21 protein-coding genes and 1 pseudogene are annotated in these 19,560 nt (G+C 57.8%); 15 read left to right on the top strand and 7 right to left on the bottom strand.

Annotated features, from left to right (window positions below; genetic code table 11):
• Positions 1–13: 13 nt before the first annotated feature.
• The gene (locus tag LRK71_RS03345; RefSeq protein ID WP_232401055.1) at positions 14–334 is read left to right on the top strand and encodes a DUF6477 family protein; all 321 of its coding nucleotides are present in this window, start codon (positions 14–16) and stop codon (positions 332–334) included.
• 104 nt (positions 335–438) lie between these two features.
• Here LRK71_RS03345 and LRK71_RS03340 read toward each other — a convergent pair whose 3' ends face one another.
• Positions 439–1,983: a trimethylamine methyltransferase family protein gene (locus LRK71_RS03340; protein ID WP_232401054.1), complete on the bottom strand. Its 1,545-nt coding sequence runs from the start codon at positions 1,981–1,983 to the stop codon at positions 439–441.
• Positions 1,984–2,175: 192 nt separating this feature from the next.
• Here LRK71_RS03340 and guaA point away from each other — a divergent pair, with 192 nt between their 5' ends.
• From guaA to LRK71_RS03310, 6 genes are all read left to right on the top strand, one after another.
• Complete coding sequence (gene guaA / locus LRK71_RS03335) at positions 2,176–3,744, top strand: glutamine-hydrolyzing GMP synthase (RefSeq protein WP_232401053.1); 1,569 nt, start codon at positions 2,176–2,178, stop codon at positions 3,742–3,744.
• A 190-nt stretch (positions 3,745–3,934) separates the two neighbouring features.
• Complete coding sequence (locus tag LRK71_RS03330; protein WP_232401052.1) at positions 3,935–4,828, top strand: DMT family transporter; 894 nt, start codon at positions 3,935–3,937, stop codon at positions 4,826–4,828.
• Positions 4,829–4,907: 79 nt separating this feature from the next.
• Entirely contained in the window at positions 4,908–5,765 is an 858-nt protein-coding gene (locus LRK71_RS03325; protein WP_232401050.1) for an ATPase, read from the top strand.
• A gap of 57 nt (positions 5,766–5,822) precedes the next feature.
• Complete coding sequence (gene metA / locus LRK71_RS03320; protein WP_232401048.1) at positions 5,823–6,740, top strand: homoserine O-acetyltransferase MetA; 918 nt, start codon at positions 5,823–5,825, stop codon at positions 6,738–6,740.
• Between the two features lie 156 nt (positions 6,741–6,896).
• The gene (gene ppk2 / locus LRK71_RS03315) at positions 6,897–7,766 is read left to right on the top strand and encodes a polyphosphate kinase 2 (RefSeq protein ID WP_232401046.1); all 870 of its coding nucleotides are present in this window, start codon (positions 6,897–6,899) and stop codon (positions 7,764–7,766) included.
• Positions 7,759–8,373: a TetR/AcrR family transcriptional regulator gene (locus tag LRK71_RS03310; protein ID WP_232401044.1), complete on the top strand. Its 615-nt coding sequence runs from the start codon at positions 7,759–7,761 to the stop codon at positions 8,371–8,373. The genes ppk2 and LRK71_RS03310 overlap by 8 nt, the downstream gene beginning before the upstream one ends.
• A 200-nt stretch (positions 8,374–8,573) precedes the next feature.
• Here LRK71_RS03310 and rpsI read toward each other — a convergent pair whose 3' ends face one another.
• Positions 8,574–9,059: a 30S ribosomal protein S9 gene (gene rpsI, locus LRK71_RS03305; protein WP_232401041.1), complete on the bottom strand. Its 486-nt coding sequence runs from the start codon at positions 9,057–9,059 to the stop codon at positions 8,574–8,576.
• Between the two features lie 5 nt (positions 9,060–9,064).
• On the bottom strand, positions 9,065–9,523 hold the full coding sequence (gene rplM, locus LRK71_RS03300) for a 50S ribosomal protein L13 (RefSeq protein ID WP_009808474.1): 459 nt from the start codon (positions 9,521–9,523) through the stop codon (positions 9,065–9,067).
• Positions 9,524–9,880: 357 nt separating this feature from the next.
• On the opposite strand from rplM, the gene LRK71_RS03295 reads away from it, so the two are divergent.
• Positions 9,881–10,369, top strand: coding sequence for a hypothetical protein (locus LRK71_RS03295; RefSeq protein ID WP_232401039.1), 489 nt, complete (start codon positions 9,881–9,883; stop codon positions 10,367–10,369).
• Positions 10,370–10,430: 61 nt separating this feature from the next.
• Here LRK71_RS03295 and LRK71_RS03290 read toward each other — a convergent pair whose 3' ends face one another.
• Positions 10,431–11,834, bottom strand: a complete 1,404-nt coding sequence (locus LRK71_RS03290; protein WP_232401037.1) for an aminotransferase-like domain-containing protein — start codon at positions 11,832–11,834, stop codon at positions 10,431–10,433.
• A 94-nt stretch (positions 11,835–11,928) separates the two neighbouring features.
• On the opposite strand from LRK71_RS03290, the gene LRK71_RS03285 reads away from it, so the two are divergent.
• The 3 genes from LRK71_RS03285 to asd all read left to right on the top strand — a co-directional run bounded on the left by LRK71_RS03285 (position 11,929) and on the right by asd (position 13,914).
• Positions 11,929–12,162, top strand: a complete 234-nt coding sequence (locus tag LRK71_RS03285) for a DUF1127 domain-containing protein (protein WP_232401036.1) — start codon at positions 11,929–11,931, stop codon at positions 12,160–12,162.
• 262 nt (positions 12,163–12,424) lie between these two features.
• Entirely contained in the window at positions 12,425–12,880 is a 456-nt protein-coding gene (speD, locus tag LRK71_RS03280; RefSeq protein WP_232401034.1) for an adenosylmethionine decarboxylase, read from the top strand.
• A 125-nt stretch (positions 12,881–13,005) separates the two neighbouring features.
• A complete protein-coding gene (gene asd / locus LRK71_RS03275; RefSeq protein WP_232401033.1) occupies positions 13,006–13,914 on the top strand; it encodes an archaetidylserine decarboxylase in 909 nt (302 codons plus the stop codon).
• Here the strand turns inward: asd and LRK71_RS03270 are convergent.
• Positions 13,895–14,317, bottom strand: coding sequence for a PaaI family thioesterase (locus LRK71_RS03270; RefSeq protein ID WP_232401032.1), 423 nt, complete (start codon positions 14,315–14,317; stop codon positions 13,895–13,897). The genes asd and LRK71_RS03270 overlap by 20 nt on opposite strands.
• 52 nt (positions 14,318–14,369) lie before the next feature.
• Between LRK71_RS03270 and LRK71_RS03265 the strand changes: the two are divergent.
• From LRK71_RS03265 to gluQRS, 3 genes and pseudogenes are all read left to right on the top strand, one after another.
• Positions 14,370–15,164: pseudogene (locus tag LRK71_RS03265) on the top strand (enoyl-CoA hydratase); the annotation flags it as partial.
• 495 nt (positions 15,165–15,659) lie between these two features.
• Entirely contained in the window at positions 15,660–17,003 is a 1,344-nt protein-coding gene (gene trmFO / locus LRK71_RS03260; protein ID WP_232401030.1) for a methylenetetrahydrofolate--tRNA-(uracil(54)-C(5))-methyltransferase (FADH(2)-oxidizing) TrmFO, read from the top strand.
• 22 nt (positions 17,004–17,025) lie between these two features.
• Positions 17,026–17,898, top strand: a complete 873-nt coding sequence (gluQRS, locus tag LRK71_RS03255) for a tRNA glutamyl-Q(34) synthetase GluQRS (protein ID WP_232401029.1) — start codon at positions 17,026–17,028, stop codon at positions 17,896–17,898.
• A gap of 11 nt (positions 17,899–17,909) precedes the next feature.
• Here gluQRS and hisI read toward each other — a convergent pair whose 3' ends face one another.
• On the bottom strand, positions 17,910–18,278 hold the full coding sequence (gene hisI / locus LRK71_RS03250) for a phosphoribosyl-AMP cyclohydrolase (RefSeq protein WP_232401028.1): 369 nt from the start codon (positions 18,276–18,278) through the stop codon (positions 17,910–17,912).
• A 77-nt stretch (positions 18,279–18,355) separates the two neighbouring features.
• On the opposite strand from hisI, the gene LRK71_RS03245 reads away from it, so the two are divergent.
• Positions 18,356–18,820, top strand: a complete 465-nt coding sequence (locus LRK71_RS03245) for an iron-sulfur cluster assembly scaffold protein (RefSeq protein ID WP_232401026.1) — start codon at positions 18,356–18,358, stop codon at positions 18,818–18,820.
• A gap of 571 nt (positions 18,821–19,391) precedes the next feature.
• Here LRK71_RS03245 and LRK71_RS20445 read toward each other — a convergent pair.
• Positions 19,392–19,514, bottom strand: coding sequence for a hypothetical protein (locus LRK71_RS20445; protein ID WP_269751604.1), 123 nt, complete (start codon positions 19,512–19,514; stop codon positions 19,392–19,394).
• Positions 19,515–19,560 lie beyond the last annotated feature (46 nt).

Here is a 19,560-nt window from a genome sequence, read left to right as displayed (position 1 = left end):
AAGGGATCGATCAATGCAGGATGTCCTGAGCCGACTAAAAGCCCTTCACCGTCCCAGATTGTTAATCCGATCGGCCCGCATTGGTGCCGCGAACTACAGTCGTGACCGCGATCTGCGTCGCATACTGGGGGTGCATCGCAGCCCAAGACCCACCGCAGCAATCCTGCGCATAATGGAGCTTGAACAGGAGATGAACCAGCACCGCCTGCGCGGCGAGGCGGCCTATGCGATCACCCGTCATATTGACCTGCTGACCGCCCTGATGGGAGAGGCCGCCTGTCTCTCGGGCTTTGGCCAAACTGCACAAGCCGCCCCCCAAGCCACAGGTCGCTGAGCAGAAAATACGCACATAAAAAGGCGGCGGTAACATCATTTGTCACCGCCGCCAGCACTTCGCCTTAAACGAGTGTGCCAAATACTGAAATCAACTATAGCCCGTTACATGAACGAATCAGGGGCCGCAGCTTTCTTCGCTGCCACATAGGCCTCCAGGGCCTCTTTGATGGCAGGGTCCAATGCAGGGGGCTGATAGTTGGCAAGCAGGTAATCTACCCGACTGCTGGCCAGGGCATAGGTGTCACGCGCGCCTTCTTCTTCCCAGGTTTCAAAAGGCTTGTAATCCAGCAATTCGGATTTCCAGAAAGCGGTTTTGAAGTTCTTCTGGGTATGGGCACAGCCAAGATAGTGACCGCCCGGCCCCACTTCACGGATGGCATCCATCGCCTGATCGTCTTCGGAAACTGGCACACCTTTGGCCAGGCCATGCAACGTGCCCAGCTGATCGGCGTCCATGACGAATTTTTCAAAATCCGCCACCAGGCCACCTTCAAGCCAACCGCAGGAATGCAGCATGAAGTTTACCCCGGACAACAGCCCCATGTTGAGCGAATTTGCGGTCTCATAGGCGGCCTGCGCATCCGGCAATTTGGACCCACAGAAGGACCCGGCAGAGCGGAACGGCAAGTTCAGGCGGCGGGCCAATTGGCCCGCCCCATAGGTGATTAGAGAAGCCTCTGGCGTGCCAAAGGTCGGCGCGCCGGAATTCATGTCAATTGAGGAAACAAAAGCACCAAAGATGGCAGGCGCGCCGGGGCGAACCAGCTGGCTATAGGCAACCCCGGCCATGACCTCGGCCAGCACCTGTGTCAGCGTCCCCGCAACCGAGACTGGTGCCATGGCACCGCCAACGATAAAGGGCGAAATGATGCAGGCCTGATTGTTTGCGGCGTAGACCTCCAGCGAGCCCATCATAACATCGTCAAATGTCATGGGAGAGTTGATATTCGTCAGCGAGGTCATCACGGTATTGTTCTGGACGAACTCTTTGCCAAACAGGATTTCGCACATTTCCACCGAATCCTGCGCCCGGCTCGGCTCGGTGACCGATCCCATGAACGGCTTGTCCGACAAGGTCATATGGGCCAGCAACATATCCAGGTGACGCTTGTTCACCGGAATATCGGTCGGTTCGCAGACCGTGCCGCCAGAATGGTGCAACCATTTGGACATATAGGCCAATTTCACAAACTTGTTGAAATCTTCCATGGTGGCATAGCGGCGTCCGCCCTTGGCATCACGCACAAAGGGCGGGCCATAGACGGGGGCCAGCACCATGTTATTGCCGCCAATCACCACCGATTTTTCAGGATTGCGGGCATGCTGGGTGAATTCCGCAGGCGCGGTAGCGCAGAGTTTGCGCGCCAGGCCACGCGGGATGCGCACCCGCTCGCCCTGCACATCCGCCCCTGCATCGCGCCAGCGCTGCAGCGCGGCCGAGTTATCGACAAAGTTGACGCCAACCTCTTCGAGGATGATATCAGCATTGGTTTCGATAATTTCCAGCGCTTCTTGGGTCAGCACCTCAAAATTCGGGATATTGCGCTGAATATACTTTGCAGTTTCAATATTGATGCTGCTGCGTTCTGCGCGACGGGCGGCGCCACCGCCACCTCGGCTCCGACGACGTGGTGCTTCTTCAGCCATGATCTGCCCTCTTGAAGGAATTACGTTGCAAGATGTTTACCCCGCGCATTGTCCCCTGCGCCGAAGGATAACGGCCTATCCGGTTGGAAAGCGACATGGGCACGCAATTTTTTGCCGCAGTTTTTGCCGAACTGGGCTACCGGATGCATCTGTCCTCTTGCCAGAACCGAATGCAGGGCCTATGAGCCAAACATGAGCCAGACATCCCATGACCGCCTTCTTATCATAGACTTTGGCAGCCAGGTGACGCAGCTGATTGCGCGCCGCCTGCGTGAGCTGAACGTCTATTGTGAAATTCACCCCTACCAGAACGTCACAATGGATTTTGTGCGCCAGTTGGCGCCAAAGGCCGTGATCTTTTCTGGAGGCCCAGATAGCGTGACTCGCGAGGGCAGCCCCCGCGTTCCGCAGGAAATCTTTGACTACGGTGTGCCGATCCTGGGCATTTGCTATGGTCAGCAGGTGATGATGCAGCAACTTGGCGGCCAAGTCGAAAGCGGCCATGGCACCGCCGAATTTGGTCGCGCTTATGTCAAACCCACCGTAGCCACCCTGCCGCTGCTTGACGGCTGGTTCCTTGGCGATGAAGACCGCGAACAGGTCTGGATGTCCCACGGTGACCACGTAAGCAAAATCGCCCCCGGCTTTGAGGTCTATGGCACCTCGCCGAATGCTCCCTGCGCCGTCATCGCCGATGTGGCGCGCAATTTCTATGCCGTGCAGTTTCATCCCGAAGTGCACCACACCCCCAACGGCGCCAAGCTTTATGAAAACTTTGTTCGCCTGGCCGGGTTTACCGGCGACTGGACCATGGGACTGTACCGCGAGCAAGCGATTGCCGCGATCCGCGCACAGGTGGGCGACAAAAAGGTCATCTGCGGATTGTCCGGTGGTGTTGACAGCTCGGTTACGGCGGTGCTGCTGCACGAGGCCATTGGCGATCAGCTGACCTGTGTTTTTGTTGACCACGGCCTGCTGCGCAAAGGTGAGGCCGAAGAGGTCGTCACCATGTTCCGCGACAACTACAACATGCAGTTCATTCACGCCGATGAGCAAGAGCTGTTTCTCGGAGAGCTGGAAGGCCAGTCCGACCCCGAGACCAAGCGCAAGATCATCGGCAGGCTGTTCATCGACGTGTTCCAGAAGCATGCCAACTCCATCGAGGGGGCCGAATTCCTGGCCCAGGGCACGCTTTACCCCGATGTCATCGAATCGGTGAGCTTTTCTGGCGGACCTTCGGTAACGATCAAGAGCCACCACAATGTCGGCGGCCTGCCCGAAAAGATGGGGCTGAAACTGGTCGAACCCCTGCGCGAACTGTTCAAGGACGAAGTCCGTGAACTGGGCCGCGAACTGGGCCTGCCCGCCAGCTTTATCGGCCGCCACCCCTTTCCTGGGCCAGGCCTGGCCATTCGCTGCCCCGGTGAAATCACCCGCGAAAAGCTGGACATCCTGCGCGAAGCCGATGCGGTCTATATCGACCAGATCCGCAAGCATGGTCTGTATGATGAGATCTGGCAGGCCTTTGTTGCCATCCTTCCGGTTCGTACCGTCGGGGTGATGGGCGATGGCCGCACCTATGATTTTGCCTGCGCCCTGCGCGCGGTAACCTCGGTGGACGGCATGACTGCTGATTATTACCCCTTCAGCCATGAGTTCCTGGGCGAAACCTCCACCCGTATTATCAATGAGGTCAAGGGCATCAACCGCTGCACCTATGACATCACTTCAAAGCCTCCGGGCACCATCGAGTGGGAATAGGCTGACCGCTGCTTGGCGGCGATGAAAGCTACTGAAACGAACGAGAAACCCCGGCCCGCAGGCTGGGGTTTTGTTTTTCCACCAAAAGACCGGGCTTAGGTCATGCGCGTCGGTAAATGACGCGGGCCATTGACGCGCGAGAAGAAAAGCGCTTCCTGTGAGAGGCAGCTCCCGCCCAAAGGATCCCCCGATGAACAGTGAAACAAGAATTCTGCCAGCAGCGCTTTGGATGCTGGGCGCGATTGGCTCTTTTTCTGCAATGGCCATTGCAGGGCGCGAGGCCGGGCAGATGCTCGATACCTTTGAAATCATGACCTATCGCAGCCTTGTCGGGCTGGTGATCGTGATCCTGGTGATCACCTTGACGGGCAAATGGCATCAGGTAAAAACAGACCGGCTCAGCAGCCACCTGGTACGAAACCTGGCGCATTTCACCGGCCAGAACCTTTGGTTTTTTGCGGTAACCCTGATCCCGCTCGCTCAGGTTTTTGCGCTTGAGTTCACCTCACCGCTCTGGGTGGTGGTGCTGTCACCGCTTCTGCTGGGCGAAAGGCTGACACGGATCCGCGGGTTTTCCGCCGTGCTGGGCTTTATCGGCATCTTGATTGTTGCGCGCCCCTCGCCCGCAACCCTGAATGCCGGCGTCATCACCGCCGCCAGTTGCGCCATCTTCTTTGCGCTGACGGTGATCTTTACCAAGCGGCTGACCCGGCATGAAGGCATCGCGTCGATCCTGTTCTGGCTCACCGGCATGCAGCTGGTCATGGGGCTGGTCATGGCGGGCTGGGATGGCGATGTCACACTGCCGAGCCTGGCGCTACTGCCCTGGATCTTGCTGATCGGTTGCGCCGGGTTGGCGGCACATTTCTGCTTTACCAATGCCCTGTCGATTGCGCCGGCCACGGTGGTCGTGCCCTTTGATTTTGCCCGCCTGCCCGTGATCGCTGTCTTGGCAATGCTGATCTACGGAGAATCGGTGGTAATCTGGACCTTTGTCGGCGCCGGGCTGATCTTTGTCGCCAATTACCTCAATATCCTGGAGGCTGCCGGGCGTATCGGGACAGCCAGGGCCGACCCGGCCTAATGGTGTGATTGAGGCCAAGAATTGACCAGATCGCGCTGGCACAGTAGCAAGGCCAAAGCACAACAAGAAAGACCGGGCAATGCTCTATCAAACTGCACAAGACTGGCGGGACGCGCCGCAAAAACGCGTATTGTTTTTTGGCATGTCCGGGCTTGGAAAAACCTATATCAGCAATATCTTGCGCGGTTCCGGCAGCTGGTTTCATTACTCAATCGATTACCGCATCGGCACCCGATATATGGGCGAATACATCGCCGATAACGCCAAATTTGAAGCGATGAAAAACCCCTTCCTGCGCGAGCTTCTGCTGTCGGACTCGATATATATCGGTTCCAATATCACCTTTGAAAACCTAACGCCTGTCTCTTCCTATCTAGGCAAGCCTGGCGACCCGACCAAAGGCGGGCTCCGGATGCAGGAATACCGGCACCGGCAAGAACAGTTTCGCCGCGCCGAGATCAATGCCCTGCACGACACCGAATATTTTGCCGAGCGCGCCACCCGGCTCTATGGCTATTCTAATTTCATCTGCGATTCCGGTGGCTCTATCTGTGAATGGGTGGATGCTGAAAACCCGCAAGACCCCATCCTGACCGAGCTGTCCAAAACCTGCCTGATGGTCTGGATCAAGGGCGACGAGGCCCATACCGAGGAATTGATTCGCCGCTTTGACCGCGCCCCAAAGCCGATGTCCTACCAGCCCGAGTTCCTGCAGCGGGCCTGGGAAGACTATCTCAATCAAATGTCGCTATCAGAGGCAGATGTCGACCCCGATGCCTTTATCCGCTGGACCTATGCCCAGGCGCTGGCCCACCGCCAGCCCCGCTATGCCGCCATGGCCCGCAATTGGGGTGTCACGGTCACCGCCGATCAAATCTCTGCCATCACAAGCGAGGATGATTTCAACACCTTGATCGCCCAAGCGCTTGAGACCTAGGCCAGAACTGCCTATCTCTGTGACTTCCTGAACCTTTCATCCCATCGAGGACCTGACATGCCTATCAAGATCCCTTCTGACCTGCCCGCCTATGACGTTCTGACGAACGAAGGCGTCATGGTCATGTCGCCGGATCAGGCGGCACGCCAGGATATTCGCCCGCTGCGCATCGGCTTGCTGAATCTGATGCCCAAAAAGATCCAGACAGAAAACCAGTTTGCCCGGCTGATCGGTGCCACGCCATTGCAGATCGAACTGTCGCTGATCCGCATGACCGAACATCAGACCCGCAACACTGCCGCTGAACATATGGAAGAATTCTACCGATCCTTTCAGGATGTTAAGCACGAGAAATTTGATGGGCTGGTGATCACTGGCGCGCCGATCGAACACCTGCCCTTTGAAGAGGTCACCTACTGGCAAGAGCTGTGCGAGGTGTTTGAATGGACCCAGACCAATGTCCAGTCGACCTTTGGTGTCTGCTGGGGCGGGATGGCCATGATAAACTACTTCAACGACGTCAAGAAACACCTGCTAGAGCACAAGCTCTTTGGCTGTTTCCGCCATCAGAACCTTGCGGACTCCTCCCCCTATTTACGGGGGTTTTCCGATGACTGCGTCATCCCGGTGTCGCGCTGGACGGAAATCCGCCAGGATGAGATCGACGCCCGCCCAGGGCTGACCACGCTCTTGGGTAGCCCCGAGGCAGGCCCCTGTCTGGTGCAGGACCCGGATCATCGCGCGCTCTATATCTTCAATCATTTTGAATATGACAGCGACACCCTGAAACAGGAATATGATCGCGATATCGCCAGCGGCACCGAAATCAATGTGCCGCAAAACTACTATCCTGGCGATGATCCGACCCAGATTCCGCAAAACCGTTGGCGCAGCCACGCGCATCTGCTTTATGGTAATTGGATCAACGAGATATACCAATCCACGCCCTTTGATATGAATGACATCGGCGCATAGAGAGACCGCAAATATCGATGGGAACCGCAGGCCGGATCAACAAAGATCAGGGCCGGGCGCGATGCCAGCCTGGCCTGTGACACCCCGGTGACGGATCGGTATCACATCTCATGGCGCTTTGGCCTATAACAGTTTGAGCAGAGTGGAGGTTTACGCATGACATTGCCCTATGATGGCGCCATCAGTCGCTATTTCAAAACCGAAGCCCCCAAACATGTGGCCAAGCGAATAGCAGTCAGCGATGAAGATGATATCCTAAACCCGGATCATCCCTACAAGACGCGCATGTCCCGCAAGACCTATAAGCGCGAAATCGAAGACCTACAGATTGAACTGGTAAAAATGCAGTCCTGGGTCAAGCAGAACGGCGCGCGCGTTGCCATCCTGTTTGAGGGCCGGGATGCGGCTGGCAAGGGTGGAACGATCAAGCGGTTTCGTGAAAACCTAAATCCACGCGGCGCCCGTGTTGTTGCCCTTGGCAAACCTAGCGAACCAGAGCAAAGCCAATGGTACTTTCAGCGCTATATTGACCACCTGCCCTCTGGTGGCGAGATCACCTTCTTTGATCGCAGCTGGTATAATCGCGGTGTGGTGGAAGATGTCTTTGGCTTCTGCACAGAGGAACAGCGCGAGCGGTTTTTTCACCAGGTCAGCCCCTTTGAAGAAGCGCTGGTTGACGATGGGATCCTCTTGTTCAAATTCTGGCTGGATGTCAGCAGAGAGGAACAATTGCGTCGTTTTCTGTCGCGGGAAAGCGATCCGCTGAAACAATGGAAGCTGAGCCAGATCGACGTACAGGGCCTTGCCCGTTGGGATGATTACTCCAAAGCCATCGCAGAAACCCTGCGCAAAACCCACCGCCCGCATGCCCCCTGGCATGTGATCCACTCAGACGACAAGCGGCGAGCCCGTCTGGCTGCCATCCGTACCGTTCTGCATGCGATTGATTACACAAACAAAGACAAAAAATCCATCGGTCCGGTCAATAGCAAGATCTGCACCGCACCGGATAAACGCGATGTCTAAACGTGGCTATCATCATGGCAACCTGCGCCAAGCCCTGGTCGAGGCCGCGCTGCGCCTGATTGAAGTCAAGGGCCCCACCGGGTTCACCCTTTCAGAGGCGGCCAAGCAGGCGGGTGTCACTCCCGCGGCCGTTTACCGCCATTTTGAAGGGCGCGAAGACCTGATCGCGGAAGCCGCGCGTCAGGGTTTTTTGATGTTCGCCGATCTGATGCAGCACGCCTATGACAAATACCAGCCCTCGGCGCTGGCCGCGTTCGAGGCCACGGGGCGGGCATATCTGGCCTTTGCCCGCAAACACCCAGGCCATTACATCGCCATGTTTGAAAGCGGCATTTCCAGCAATCGCACACCAGAACTGGCCAATGCAGCCCGTCGCGCCCACCAGATTCTAGAACGCGCCGCAGATGATCTGAGCCAGCATATCCCGGCAGAAAGACGGCCGCCTGCCTCGATGTTTTCCGCCCATATCCTAGCGATGAGCCACGGCGTTGTTGAGCTTTATGCCCGCAACACCCCCGGCACCAACTCTCCCTTTCCGCCAGAAGACCTGCTGGAAACCGGCATTGGCATCTATCTGCGCGGCCTGGGCCTGATTGATCCAGACTAGCGACGCCACTGGCCACCTGCCACTTTATCAAAAACACGCGATAGCGGCCTGATCCCTGAAAGCGCGCGCCGCATATTGTGCCAGTGTCCATTCCGGCAACACCGCCAACACCGGCAACTGGGTACGGCGGGGCATTACACGGCACAAACAAAAAGGGCCCGCCAATGGCGAGCCCCGTGATCCAAATGGATCTGTATGATTTAGCGCTTGGAGAACTGGAAGGAACGACGCGCTTTGCGGCGGCCAAACTTCTTACGTTCAACAACACGGCTGTCGCGTGTCAAGAAGCCAGCAGCTTTCAATGCACCGCGCAGCGAGGGATCATAAAGCTGCAGCGCCTTGGAAACACCGTGCTTTACCGCACCGGCCTGACCGGAAAGACCACCACCTTTGACTGTCGCATAGACGTCAAACTGGTCTTCCACGCCTGCAACCGTGAACGGCTGACGCAGAATCATCTGCAGCACCGGACGGGCAAAATAGGCCTTCATTTCTTTGCCATTTACCACGACCTTGCCGGAACCTGGCTTGATCCAGACACGGGCGACCGCATCTTTCCGCTTGCCAGTGGCATAAGAGCGACCCAGTTCGTCACGAACCGGCTCACGCGCGATGATGTCTTCGGCAACTGCTTCAACGCCTGCAACGGCGCTCAGCTCTTCGAGAGTGTTGATCTGATCAGTCATCGATATCAGCTCCGCGTGTTTTTCTTGTTCATGGACTTCACGTCCAGAACTTCGGGCGCCTGGGCTTCATGCCCGTGTTCGGTGCCAGCATAGATGCGCAGGTTTGTCATCTGCTGACGCGACAGGCGGTTGCCTGGCAGCATGCGTTTGACGGCCTGATAGACAACACGCTCGGGGTGCTTGCCTTCCAGGATTTCCTGCTTGGTGCGGGATTTGATGCCACCGGGGTGACCGGTGTGCCAGTAGAAGTGCTCTTCGCGCTTCTTGCCGGTCATCTGGATCTTTTCAGCATTGATCACGATGACGTTGTCACCCATATCCATATGCGGAGTGAATGTGGCTTTGTGCTTACCACGCAGGCGCATGGCAATGATCGATGCGAGACGGCCCAGCACGACGCCTTCGGCGTCAATGATGATCCATTTCTTGTCGATATCTGCCGGGGTAGCAGAGAAGGTTTTCATGGCAGGTCAATCCTGTTTGTCGTGACGACGCAAGGAAAGGCCCTGCGTCCGATTTGATGGATAGGGTTTACGGAGTTCCCAGCCCTAGGTCAATGCCACCAAACATGTTTAAAATGTTTATTATCAACATGTTGTAAAATAGGTATAATAATACCCCACACCAGCTCATCCGAACCACTACCCCCCCCGTGGCCTTTGCGCGCCATCGCAGCGCTATGAACCAATACGCCCCTATACCCACACCCTAAAAGAGATTGGATAAACACAAAACAATCCCTAGGTCATACGTACGAAGGTCATACATTGAAACTTTCTATACCCCTCATTTCGCCATTCGCTTTGATTGTCACAGGCTGCATGCAGGGCGCTCCGGTTAAACAGCCCCCTGTCACGGTCTCCCTCAAAAATGGAACCACAGCCGAGCGTGTCGTTGGCTATACCGAACCGGTGATCCGGACATTTGTTCCAGAAGAGATCTCGGAAGACCTTAAACACCAATACGCGACCAACCCAAACTCCAAACCAGTGGGGGTCCAACGGACAGAGATTTCTGGCGCTACCTGCGCAATTGATACGGCGGAATTCTCGGCGCAGTTTCAGACCCCCGCAATCGTTCGTTTGCCCAAATTCCACGGCAAGCCTTCCAAGCTGCGCATGACCTGTAAAACGCCAGAGCTTTCGACACAGTTTACCCACACCCCAGCCCTTGACGGGGTGATTGTTGGCGGTGCCTCGGTTGCCGGGCTTGTTGCGGCAGCCGTTACTGCGGGAGTTGCCGCCAGTAAAAACAATTGGTCCTATAGCGGCAACGACATTAACGTTTGGGTCAACCTCGCAGAGAAATAATACCCATCAAAATTGCGCCCCTTCAGGCCAGTTGGTCATAGAGGGGCGCAACGCTGGCAGCTCACACGCTAATCTGCTCGGGCGGGTTGTCCAGCAATGTACGCAGTCGCTGCATCGCTTCTTCAAACCGTTTCAGGCTTACATGGCCGTTCACGCCAATGCGCACGGCATTGGGCGCGCGCCCGTCGCGCAGGGCAAATTCATCTGCGGATCGGATCTGCACCCCCTCGGCCTCGGCTGCGCGGGTAAAGGCGGCAGAACGCCAGCCGGCCGGTAGCTTCAGCCAAAGAAACGGCACCTGATCATTCCAGACCAGTTCAAACCCGCCCAGAGCGTTCACCGCAACCCGCACGTATTTGGCCATTTCCGCACGCACCGCTCGGGTCAGCTCTTTGGTGCGCGGATCGCTAAGCAGGAGCCGGGTGATTTCCGCCAGCGGCTGGGCCAGGCCGAAATAGCTGTATTCCGCGGCCCGGCGCAGATCCTGCGCCCGCCCCGTGGGGGCCAGGGCAAAGCCCACCCGCAGCGCAGGCGTCAGGTTTTTCGAAATCGAGAACACATGCCAGGTCATATCCGGGGCCAGCGCCCGATAGCTTGGGGCCTTCGCCTCGCCCATGCGGTAGCAATCATCCTCTAGAATCTGCACCCCGTGACGCCGCGCCACCGCGACAATTTCCTGGCGGCGCTGCAGCGGAGTAAACAGCCCGGTTGGATTGTGTACCTCGGGACTGGTACAAAGCACCTGCGCCCCGGTCTTACGAATGGCCAATTCCAGCGAAGCGGGTACAATTCCATGTTCATCCATGGCCACCCCAACCACCCTGGCGCGCAACAGTTCTGCCGCGCGGCGAAAGCCTGCATAGGACAGATCCTCGACCAGGATCACTGGCTGTGGCTCTTGCAGCACGGTCTGCAGCACGGTGAGAATACCGTTCTGGCCACCATGGGTCAAAACCACCTCTGCCTCGCCAAGCGGCCCCAGCGGCTGCCCGTCGAGCCAGTCGACAACCGCCTGCCGCACCGGCAGATAGGCGTCCCGCGTTGGATAGTTGAGGAACAGCATCGCATCGCTCTTGGCGACTTTCTCCATCACCTGGCGAAGCGCGGCCACCTGCCCTACATCTACCATACGTGGGCTAAACAGGCTGACATGATGCGGATCTTTGGCCTCTTGCAGGTGCAACTGGCGTGACCAGACATCATCCATCACCTGGCTTGGCCGTTCCGCCACAAAGGTGCCACGGCCAACCTCGGCCTGCAGCAATCCTTCATCGGTCAGAATCGTATAGGCCCGTGCCACAGTGCCGGGTGTGATCTTGAGCTGATAGGCCAGCTCTCTCACTGGCGGCAGTTTTGCGCCGCATTGCAAGATCCCGTCATCCACAGCGGTTCGAATGGTATCGGCCACCCGCTGGTATTTTGGACCTGACTTACCAGCAAGATCCGGCGCCCAAATTGTACCCATTACAATCCATCCTTAGACAAGGGTATTTGATCATTGTATCAATTACTCATAACAGACAACTAGGATTGTATCAACACAATAAAGGATCTACCCCATGACGACGCCTGCAACACAAAGCCGCACACATATGTCCTACCTGACCAACCGCGCCGCGCTGCCGGTTCTGGCTCAGGCGGCAGTTGCCTTTGCAGTCTTGGTCACCAAATGGTCCAACCGCCATCGCTCGCGCAAAGACCTGCAAGCGCTGAGCGTCGAACAGCTACGAGATATCGGGATCTCCCGCGAGGAGGCTCATTATCAAGGAACTCTTCCGTTCTGGCGCCCTTGATCCCCTGGGCACAGAGCAACCTTATGGCCGGGGCTTGCCCCGGTCTTTTTTTGTCTGATTGCCAAGCATAGCCCCCACCTTTTGCCCACCAGCTTTTGAAAACCAAGGACCGGGCTAATCCGTCAGGGCCAAACAAGAACGGCCCGGCGCAGGTCGGCCAGGATTTTTCTTGATCAGACGCATCAGCCTGCTTAGATGCGCCCAGGCCCTGCCCCAGCCTCCCCGTCGTCCAGGACTGCCCAACCCGCTGAAGGATACCCGTATGCGCGACGCCCATTCTGCCCCCCAAGGGATCGCCCCCCGCAAGGCAGCACAATCGCAGCGCAGCGACCGTTTGACCCAGCGCGATGGCCGGGTCTTTGCCGGCACTCACCTTATTATCGAAGTCACGCAGGGGCGCGGGCTGGACAGTGAGGCCCGAATCCAGCAGGCATTTTGCGATGTGATTTCCGCCTGCGGTGCCACCCTGCTGCATATGCACACGCATCGCTTTTCCCCCCAAGGTATCTCGGGCGTGGCGGTGCTGGCCGAAAGCCACATATCCGTGCACACTTGGCCCGAAGTTGGCTATGGTGCCTTTGATGTCTTTATGTGTGGCGATGCGGATCCCTGGCGGGCCATCGAGGTGTTGAAGCGCGCGTTTGACACCACCTCCGTCACCGTACGCGAGATCCTGCGCGGGCCGGATCTAGCCGACACGCCGTCCCCTACAGCCTAACATCCCACTGACCTTGCCGCCAAAACCCACGCCCCTGCCAAGGCTGGCGTCAGGCACAATCCGCTTGAGCCCAGGCCACCGGCTCTGCTAGGCGAACAGAATACAGCGGATGCGAGGCAGATCAGATGCAAAATACCCCCATTCAGGTGGTCAATCGTGAAACCGGACTGGTGTTTGACGAGGTCATCCTGGGCGAAAAATGGATCCGTTGGGCCTATCAGGACAGCAGCACCAAGCTGCTGGAGCGGCTGCTGTTTCGCGCCCCTTTGATCAGCCGATTGTTTGGGTGCTGGTTTGACAGCCGTTGGTCGCGCGGCAAGATAAAATCGGTGATCGAAGAGCTGTCGATCGACATGACAGAGGCGGTACGCCCGGCGCAGGACTATGCCTCTTTTAATGACTTTTTTGCCCGCCACCTAAAACCCGAAGCGCGCCCCTATAATCCGGCTCCAGATGAAATCATCGCGCCGGCCGATGGCCGGGTTCTGGTCTTTCCCACGCTAGAGAATGACATCTTTGTGCCGATCAAAGGCCACCCGATGTCAATCAACACCATGCTGCAGGATATGGCCAAGCCCTTTCTGGGCGGTGCCCTGGCCATCGTGCGGCTATGCCCGGCGGATTATCACCGCTACCACTTTCCGATGGCGGGCATGATTGAGCGCTGCCAGGAAATCGACGGGGCGCTGCATTCGGTCAATCCCATAGCCCTGGGCGCGGGTCCCGATGTCTTTGGCGAAAACAAACGCTGCAATACCCTGATAAAAAATGACACGATCGGCCACTACTGCTTTAGCGAAGTGGGGGCCTTTGGGGTTGGCTCCATCCTCAACACCAAGACCACAGGCGCGGTGCAGAAGATGGATGAAAAGGGCTATTTCAAATTTGGCGGGTCAACCGTGGTGGTGGTGTTCCAGCCCGGCACGGTCGCCTTTAGCCCCGACCTAGTTGCCAATAGCGCCGCTGGACGCGAAACCCTGGTCAAGGTAGGCCAGCCCCTCGCACGTGTTACAGCTAGCGCACCGGTGGAATAGAATAAGTCATGGTGGACCGCGCCACCATCTTATCAGATCCCTGTGAAAACATATGCACATCCCCCACGGCCAGGCTGCGCCCCAGTTTAAGCAGCTGACCCTTGGCAATGATGTCACACCCTGCCTCTGGTTTACGCATGAAATCCAGCGATGAATTGGTGGTCACAGCCAGGGCTTTGGCCCCCAATCGTGACAAGACCAGCGCGTATACCGTGACATCCGCAAGGGCAAACATCGACGGCCCCGAAACCGTGCCACCGGGGCGCAGATGACGCTCTGCCACCTTCAACCGCATGGTGATGCCCTCCGCCGATAGCGTATCGATGGCAAAATCCTCTGCCACCTGCGGGAATATCTCCGCCATATAGGCTTCCAGCTCTCTTGCGTCGAATGCCAATCCCATGCTTTTCCTCTCTCTCGTTGCGCCCTAGTGTTCACCCAGAACCCAAGAGGAGAGCAAGATGGCAATTCTGGAACGTGACGACAAAAACGCAATTGCGCATTTGCGAATGAACGCGCCGGATCGGCTGAACGCGTTGTCGGACGAAATGCTGGCAGCCCTGCAACAGCAGATTGACGCGCTGAAAGAAGATCGCAGCATCAAGGCCGTCATCCTGTCTGGCGCGGGCAAGGCCTTTTGCGCCGGCCATGATATTCGCCAGATGACCGCCGGGCGCGCAGCCGACGATGGCGGCAGGGCCTATTTTGACAGTCTCTTTTCGCGCTGCACTCAGGTAATGCTGGGCCTGCAACGCCTCCCCCAGCCGGTCATCGCCCAGGTGCATGGGATTGCCACCGCAGCGGGCTGCCAGTTGGTGGCCTCTTGCGACCTTGCCATCGCCGCCGAGGATTGCCGCTTTGGCGTCAATGGCGTCAACATCGGGTTGTTTTGTTCTACCCCCATGGTCGCCCTATCCCGCAATATCCCCCGCAAACACGCCTTTGAACTGCTCACCACCGGCGAATTCATGTCAGCCCCCCGCGCTGCTGAGCTGGGGCTGATCAACCGCGCCGTCCCGGCAGACCAGCTAGAGGCAGAGACCCGCTCCATGGCAGAAAAGATTGCCGCCAAGCTTGGCGCGGCGGTCAAGATCGGCAAAGAGGCCTACTACCAACAACTGCAGATGCCGATTGAAGAGGCCTATGCCTATACCAGTCAGGTCATCGTCGAAAACCTGATGCAACCCGATACCGCCGAAGGCATGGCAGCCTTTCTTGAAAAACGTACACCCGATTGGGAAAAATCCTGAATTTTGTGAAAATTTTAGTCTTTGTTTACCATTCGGGGTTTATTGTTTCTCTATCGGGCCTTTTAATCGAGGCAAGATAATGGCAAGGATTGGGCACGGGTTACGTCCCGGACACAATTTGGGCCGCTGCAGCGGAAGGTCCCTCCAACCGGGAATCTCTCTCCCCGGTGACATTCCCGCGCAGCGGCCCCAAATTCTCCCCTTATTTACTCTGTAGACACAGCCGTCCTAGGTGTATTTCCGCCTGAATTGATGTAATTACTGCCATATCGGACAGCAGTCACCGGCACGGCGCGGTATTGTTTCCAAAATGGCCACTGCACCCGTTTGCCCATCCACCTGCCAAGCCCAATCTACTCTGCTAGCCCAAGGATGAATCCTGTCGGAGGCCCCCCCCTACTTCCGCCGCCTTCTTGCCACATTTCATCACTGCTGAGCCCATATTCGCACCTAGGCAATATTGCTTAACCCAGCGCACTGCCCTATTTGCCCCCTATGACAAAGACATTGCATATCGTGGGCGGCGGCATGGCCGGGTCCGAGGCAGCCTGGCAGGCTGCGAACATGGGCGTCAAAGTGGTGATCCACGAGATGCGGCCCAAAGTGGAAACCTTTGCCCATCAAACGGGCAATCTGGGCGAGATGGTGTGTTCCAACTCCTTTCGCTCTGATGACGATGAGCAAAACGCCGTGGGGCTGTTGCATTGGGAAATGCGCGCCGCCAACGGGGTGATCATGGCCAGCGCCGAAGAACATCGCCTGCCCGCAGGTGGTGCCCTGGCGGTTGATCGCGACCCCTTTGCCGAAACGGTCACCGCCAAGCTGAAGGCGCATCCCAATATCGAGGTGTCCTACGAGGAGATCACCGCGCTGCCCGAGGACGGCCATTGGATCTTTGCCACAGGTCCTTTAACCTCTGGCACCCTGGGCCAGGCAATCCAGGCTGAGACCGGCGCCGAGGCGCTTGCCTTTTTTGATGCCATCGCCCCGATTATCTATGCCGAGAGCATTGATATGTCGCAGGCCTGGATGCAGTCGCGCTATGATAAGGGCGAAACCGAGGAAGAGCGCACCGCCTACCTGAACTGCCCGATGTCCAAAGATCAGTATGAGGCCTTCATTGATGCCCTGCTGGCAGCGGATAAAACCGAATTCCACGAAGGTGAAACGGCCGGGTATTTCGACGGCTGCCTGCCCATCGAGGTGATGGCAGAGCGCGGTCGCGAGACCCTGCGCTTTGGCCCAATGAAGCCGGTTGGCCTGACCAATCCGCACCAGCCGGATGTAAAGGCCTATGCCGTGGTGCAGCTGCGCCGTGACAATGCGCTTGGCACCCTATTCAACATCGTCGGCTTCCAGACCAAGATGAAATACGGCGCCCAGGCCGAGGTGCTCAAGATGATTCCGGGGCTGGAGAATGCCCGCTTTGCCCGGCTTGGCGGCATTCATCGCAATACCTTCCTCAACTCCCCCACCCTGCTGGACGCCCAGATGCGACTGAAATCAAAGCCACATCTACGCTTTGCCGGCCAGATCACCGGGGTGGAGGGCTATGTGGAAAGCGCCGCCATGGGGCTTTTGGCTGGGCGCATGGCCGCCGCCGAGATCCTTGGGCTAGAGCTACCAGAGGTGCCGCAAGACAGCGCCATGGGCGCCCTGATCCATCACATCACCGGCGGGGCCGAGGCCAAGACCTTTCAACCGATGAATGTGAACTTTGGCCTGTTCCAGCCGGTTGACGGGCTGAAAGGCGGGCGGCGTGGCCGCAAGGACCGCTACAAGGCCTATACTGACCGCGCCAAAACCGCCTGGACCGCCTGGCTGGACCATTTCTCCTGATCTGACAAAGGGGGCAATACCCGTGACCTTCATCACCCGTTTTGCCCCCTCACCCACCGGCCCACTGCATCTAGGGCATGCCTATTCGGCGCTTTTGGCCTATGATATGGCGCAGGCTGCTGGCGGCAGCTTTCTGCTGCGCATCGAAGACATCGACCAATCCCGCGCCCGCCAATCCTGGGAGGCGCAGATCTATGAAGATCTGCACTGGCTGGGCCTATGCTGGCCGGAGCCGGTGATGCGCCAATGCAACCGAATTACGCGCTACCAACAGGCGCTGGCGCAGCTCACGGCGCTTGGCCTGACCTATCCCTGCTGCTGCAACCGGGCCGATATCGAGGCGGCAGCCGGGGCACCGCAGGAAGGGGTGGCGCAGTTTGGCCCTGATGGGCGCATCTATCCCGGCAGCTGTCGCCACCGCGCCGGAGAGACGCCCGGAACAGAGGATGTCATACGCCTTGATATGGCCAAGGCACTGGCGCTGGCCATGCAACAGACCGGGCTGCGTACTTTTGAGGAAACTGGTGCCAAATTTCGCGGATCGCACAGGCTGGACCCGACACAACTGATTGAACGTGTGGGTGACATCATTCTGGTGCGAAAGGGAATGGGCAGCTCATACCATCTGTCGGTTGTGGTGGATGATGCTGATCAGGGCATCACCCATATCATCCGCGGCGCCGATCTGTTTGACGCCACCCAGATCCATGTCTTGCTACAGGTTCTGCTGCGCCTGCCACCCCCCATTTACCACCACCACGATCTGATCCGCGACGAGGCGGGCAAACGGCTCGCCAAACGCGATGACGCCCGCGCCATCGCCAAATACCGGGCCGAGGGGGCCAGCCCAGGCGACATTCGCCGCATGGTAGGCCTCGCGCCCGCCTCGACCTAGATCTGTCTGGTCTAGAGGCTGTCGTCCATCGGGGCCATCAACTCTTGCTCTGCCCCGTCACGAATGGCGGTGTAAAAACAGCTGCGCCGATTGGTGTGACAGGCAGGGCCCACCTGGTCGACCAGGGCCAGCAGGCAATCGCGATCACAATCAAGCCGCAGCTCTACCAGACTCTGCAGATGCCCCGAACTCTCTCCCTTCACCCAAAAGGCCTGACGCGAGCGCGACCAATAGGTCACCTTGCCGGTCTCTAACGTCTTGGCGACGCTTGCCGCATTCATCCAGGCCATCATCAGCACCTCGCCGCTGCTGTGATCCTGGGCGATACAGGGGATCAAGCCGGACGCGTCGTATTGCAGGCTATCGGGAGAGAAAGTCATGGGAAAACCCTTTTGTATCTGCCATCCGCGTCCTATGTATGGGGAAGATACCCCAAGGGAAAGCCCGAGGCCGCCTTATGTCCAGCGAAACGTCCAGCGAAACCGATCTTATCAAGCTCTATTCGGCGCGTATTCTGGCGCTGGCGGCGGATATTCCGCTGCTTGATCGGCTGGACAACCCGGATGCCACCGCAAAGAAACGCGCGCCGCTGTGTGGATCAACCGTCACCGTTGATCTGACCCTGCACGACGGGCAGATTGCCGACTTTGGCCAGGACGTCAAGGCCTGCGCCCTGGGGCAGGCTTCGGCCTCGATTGTGGCCAGCAAGATCATTGGCCGCAGCCTGAGCGAAGTCGAAACCGCCCGCGCAGAGCTGAAAGCCATGCTGACCGCCAACCAACCGCCGCCCGCGCCCCCCTTTGCAGAGCTGGAAGTGCTGATACCGGCGCGCGATTTCAAAAACCGTCATGCCTCTATCCTGCTGTGCCTCGATGCCACGCTCGAGGCATTTCATGAGGCGTCGCAAAAAAACTGCGCTTAACCTTAGCTTTATGTTACTCAAACAGGCAGCCCTCGGTTCATCTGATCTGGGGCACGTCATACGGTAACATGCCGCGCAGCCAAGACAACACCACCGCCGATCGGTGCAGGCGTGCCGCCCGACCTGCCGGATGTATCATCAGCAAAGAAGCAACAATTAAAACCGGCTCCGCCAGCTCTTCTCGCAGCTGTGATATGGGCGGTGCAAGTTTGTCATGATGAAGGGTTTTCTGTACCGATCTTTGTCGCAAACCGCCACTGCGGTGACCTGGCACATGGGGGTAAATCCTGATCGCCCCCAGTCTTGCAGGGCGACGGCAAAAAAAACCGCCACACATCCGGGCAGATGGTGGCGGCAGTATATGCGTCTTCATGCGGGGTCCGGGAACGCAATCCGGTTGATAGGCGCAACCGGTGAAACAAGGACAAGCAAGGTTTCCATCGCAGGTCGGGATAAGACATGCACGTTCCCGTCATAAAGACAGCAGGCAGTATTCAAATTTGCTCGGGGAATAAGTCTCCAGTTTTTGCGGTTACGACGGGCGGGGATAAGGAAACTTCAGGTCGGGCGGTTACAAAAAACCTGGCAGATGCAGCGCAACCACAAGCATGACCACCAAGGATGCAGCGCCAAGCGCGTCCTGCAACAGGGTCGACTGTGTGTTGTTCAGGGTTGTTTTCAATTGGGTCATCATTGGTCTGCGCTCCACTCTTGTCTGTCGGGTTGGCAACCGCTCTCTG

Source organism: Pseudophaeobacter flagellatus (assembly GCF_021228235.1).
In the GTDB taxonomy this organism is placed as follows: domain Bacteria; phylum Pseudomonadota; class Alphaproteobacteria; order Rhodobacterales; family Rhodobacteraceae; genus Pseudophaeobacter; species Pseudophaeobacter flagellatus.
The sequence above is the reverse complement of the archived record's forward strand: the minus strand, read 5'-3'. Positions and strand labels throughout refer to the sequence as shown.

What these genes read in the sequence shown, in the direction of transcription:
- LRK71_RS03340 (WP_232401054.1), bottom strand. Translation starts at nt 1,983, where the DNA reads ATGGCTGAAGAAGCACCACGTCGTCGGAGCCGAGGTGGCGGTGGCGCC.
- guaA (WP_232401053.1), top strand. Translation starts at nt 2,176, where the DNA reads ATGAGCCAGACATCCCATGACCGCCTTCTTATCATAGACTTTGGCAGC.
- asd (WP_232401033.1), top strand. Translation starts at nt 13,006, where the DNA reads ATGCAAAATACCCCCATTCAGGTGGTCAATCGTGAAACCGGACTGGTG.
- hisI (WP_232401028.1), bottom strand. Translation starts at nt 18,278, where the DNA reads ATGACTTTCTCTCCCGATAGCCTGCAATACGACGCGTCCGGCTTGATC.
- speD (WP_232401034.1), top strand. Translation starts at nt 12,425, where the DNA reads ATGCGCGACGCCCATTCTGCCCCCCAAGGGATCGCCCCCCGCAAGGCA.
- LRK71_RS03295 (WP_232401039.1), top strand. Translation starts at nt 9,881, where the DNA reads ATGCAGGGCGCTCCGGTTAAACAGCCCCCTGTCACGGTCTCCCTCAAA.
- trmFO (WP_232401030.1), top strand. Translation starts at nt 15,660, where the DNA reads ATGACAAAGACATTGCATATCGTGGGCGGCGGCATGGCCGGGTCCGAG.
- LRK71_RS03285 (WP_232401036.1), top strand. Translation starts at nt 11,929, where the DNA reads ATGACGACGCCTGCAACACAAAGCCGCACACATATGTCCTACCTGACC.
- ppk2 (WP_232401046.1), top strand. Translation starts at nt 6,897, where the DNA reads ATGACATTGCCCTATGATGGCGCCATCAGTCGCTATTTCAAAACCGAA.
- metA (WP_232401048.1), top strand. Translation starts at nt 5,823, where the DNA reads ATGCCTATCAAGATCCCTTCTGACCTGCCCGCCTATGACGTTCTGACG.
- LRK71_RS20445 (WP_269751604.1), bottom strand. Translation starts at nt 19,514, where the DNA reads ATGATGACCCAATTGAAAACAACCCTGAACAACACACAGTCGACCCTG.
- LRK71_RS03290 (WP_232401037.1), bottom strand. Translation starts at nt 11,834, where the DNA reads ATGGGTACAATTTGGGCGCCGGATCTTGCTGGTAAGTCAGGTCCAAAA.
- LRK71_RS03270 (WP_232401032.1), bottom strand. Translation starts at nt 14,317, where the DNA reads ATGGGATTGGCATTCGACGCAAGAGAGCTGGAAGCCTATATGGCGGAG.
- LRK71_RS03310 (WP_232401044.1), top strand. Translation starts at nt 7,759, where the DNA reads ATGTCTAAACGTGGCTATCATCATGGCAACCTGCGCCAAGCCCTGGTC.
- LRK71_RS03245 (WP_232401026.1), top strand. Translation starts at nt 18,356, where the DNA reads ATGTCCAGCGAAACGTCCAGCGAAACCGATCTTATCAAGCTCTATTCG.
- LRK71_RS03325 (WP_232401050.1), top strand. Translation starts at nt 4,908, where the DNA reads ATGCTCTATCAAACTGCACAAGACTGGCGGGACGCGCCGCAAAAACGC.
- rpsI (WP_232401041.1), bottom strand. Translation starts at nt 9,059, where the DNA reads ATGACTGATCAGATCAACACTCTCGAAGAGCTGAGCGCCGTTGCAGGC.
- LRK71_RS03330 (WP_232401052.1), top strand. Translation starts at nt 3,935, where the DNA reads ATGAACAGTGAAACAAGAATTCTGCCAGCAGCGCTTTGGATGCTGGGC.
- LRK71_RS03345 (WP_232401055.1), top strand. Translation starts at nt 14, where the DNA reads ATGCAGGATGTCCTGAGCCGACTAAAAGCCCTTCACCGTCCCAGATTG.
- rplM (WP_009808474.1), bottom strand. Translation starts at nt 9,523, where the DNA reads ATGAAAACCTTCTCTGCTACCCCGGCAGATATCGACAAGAAATGGATC.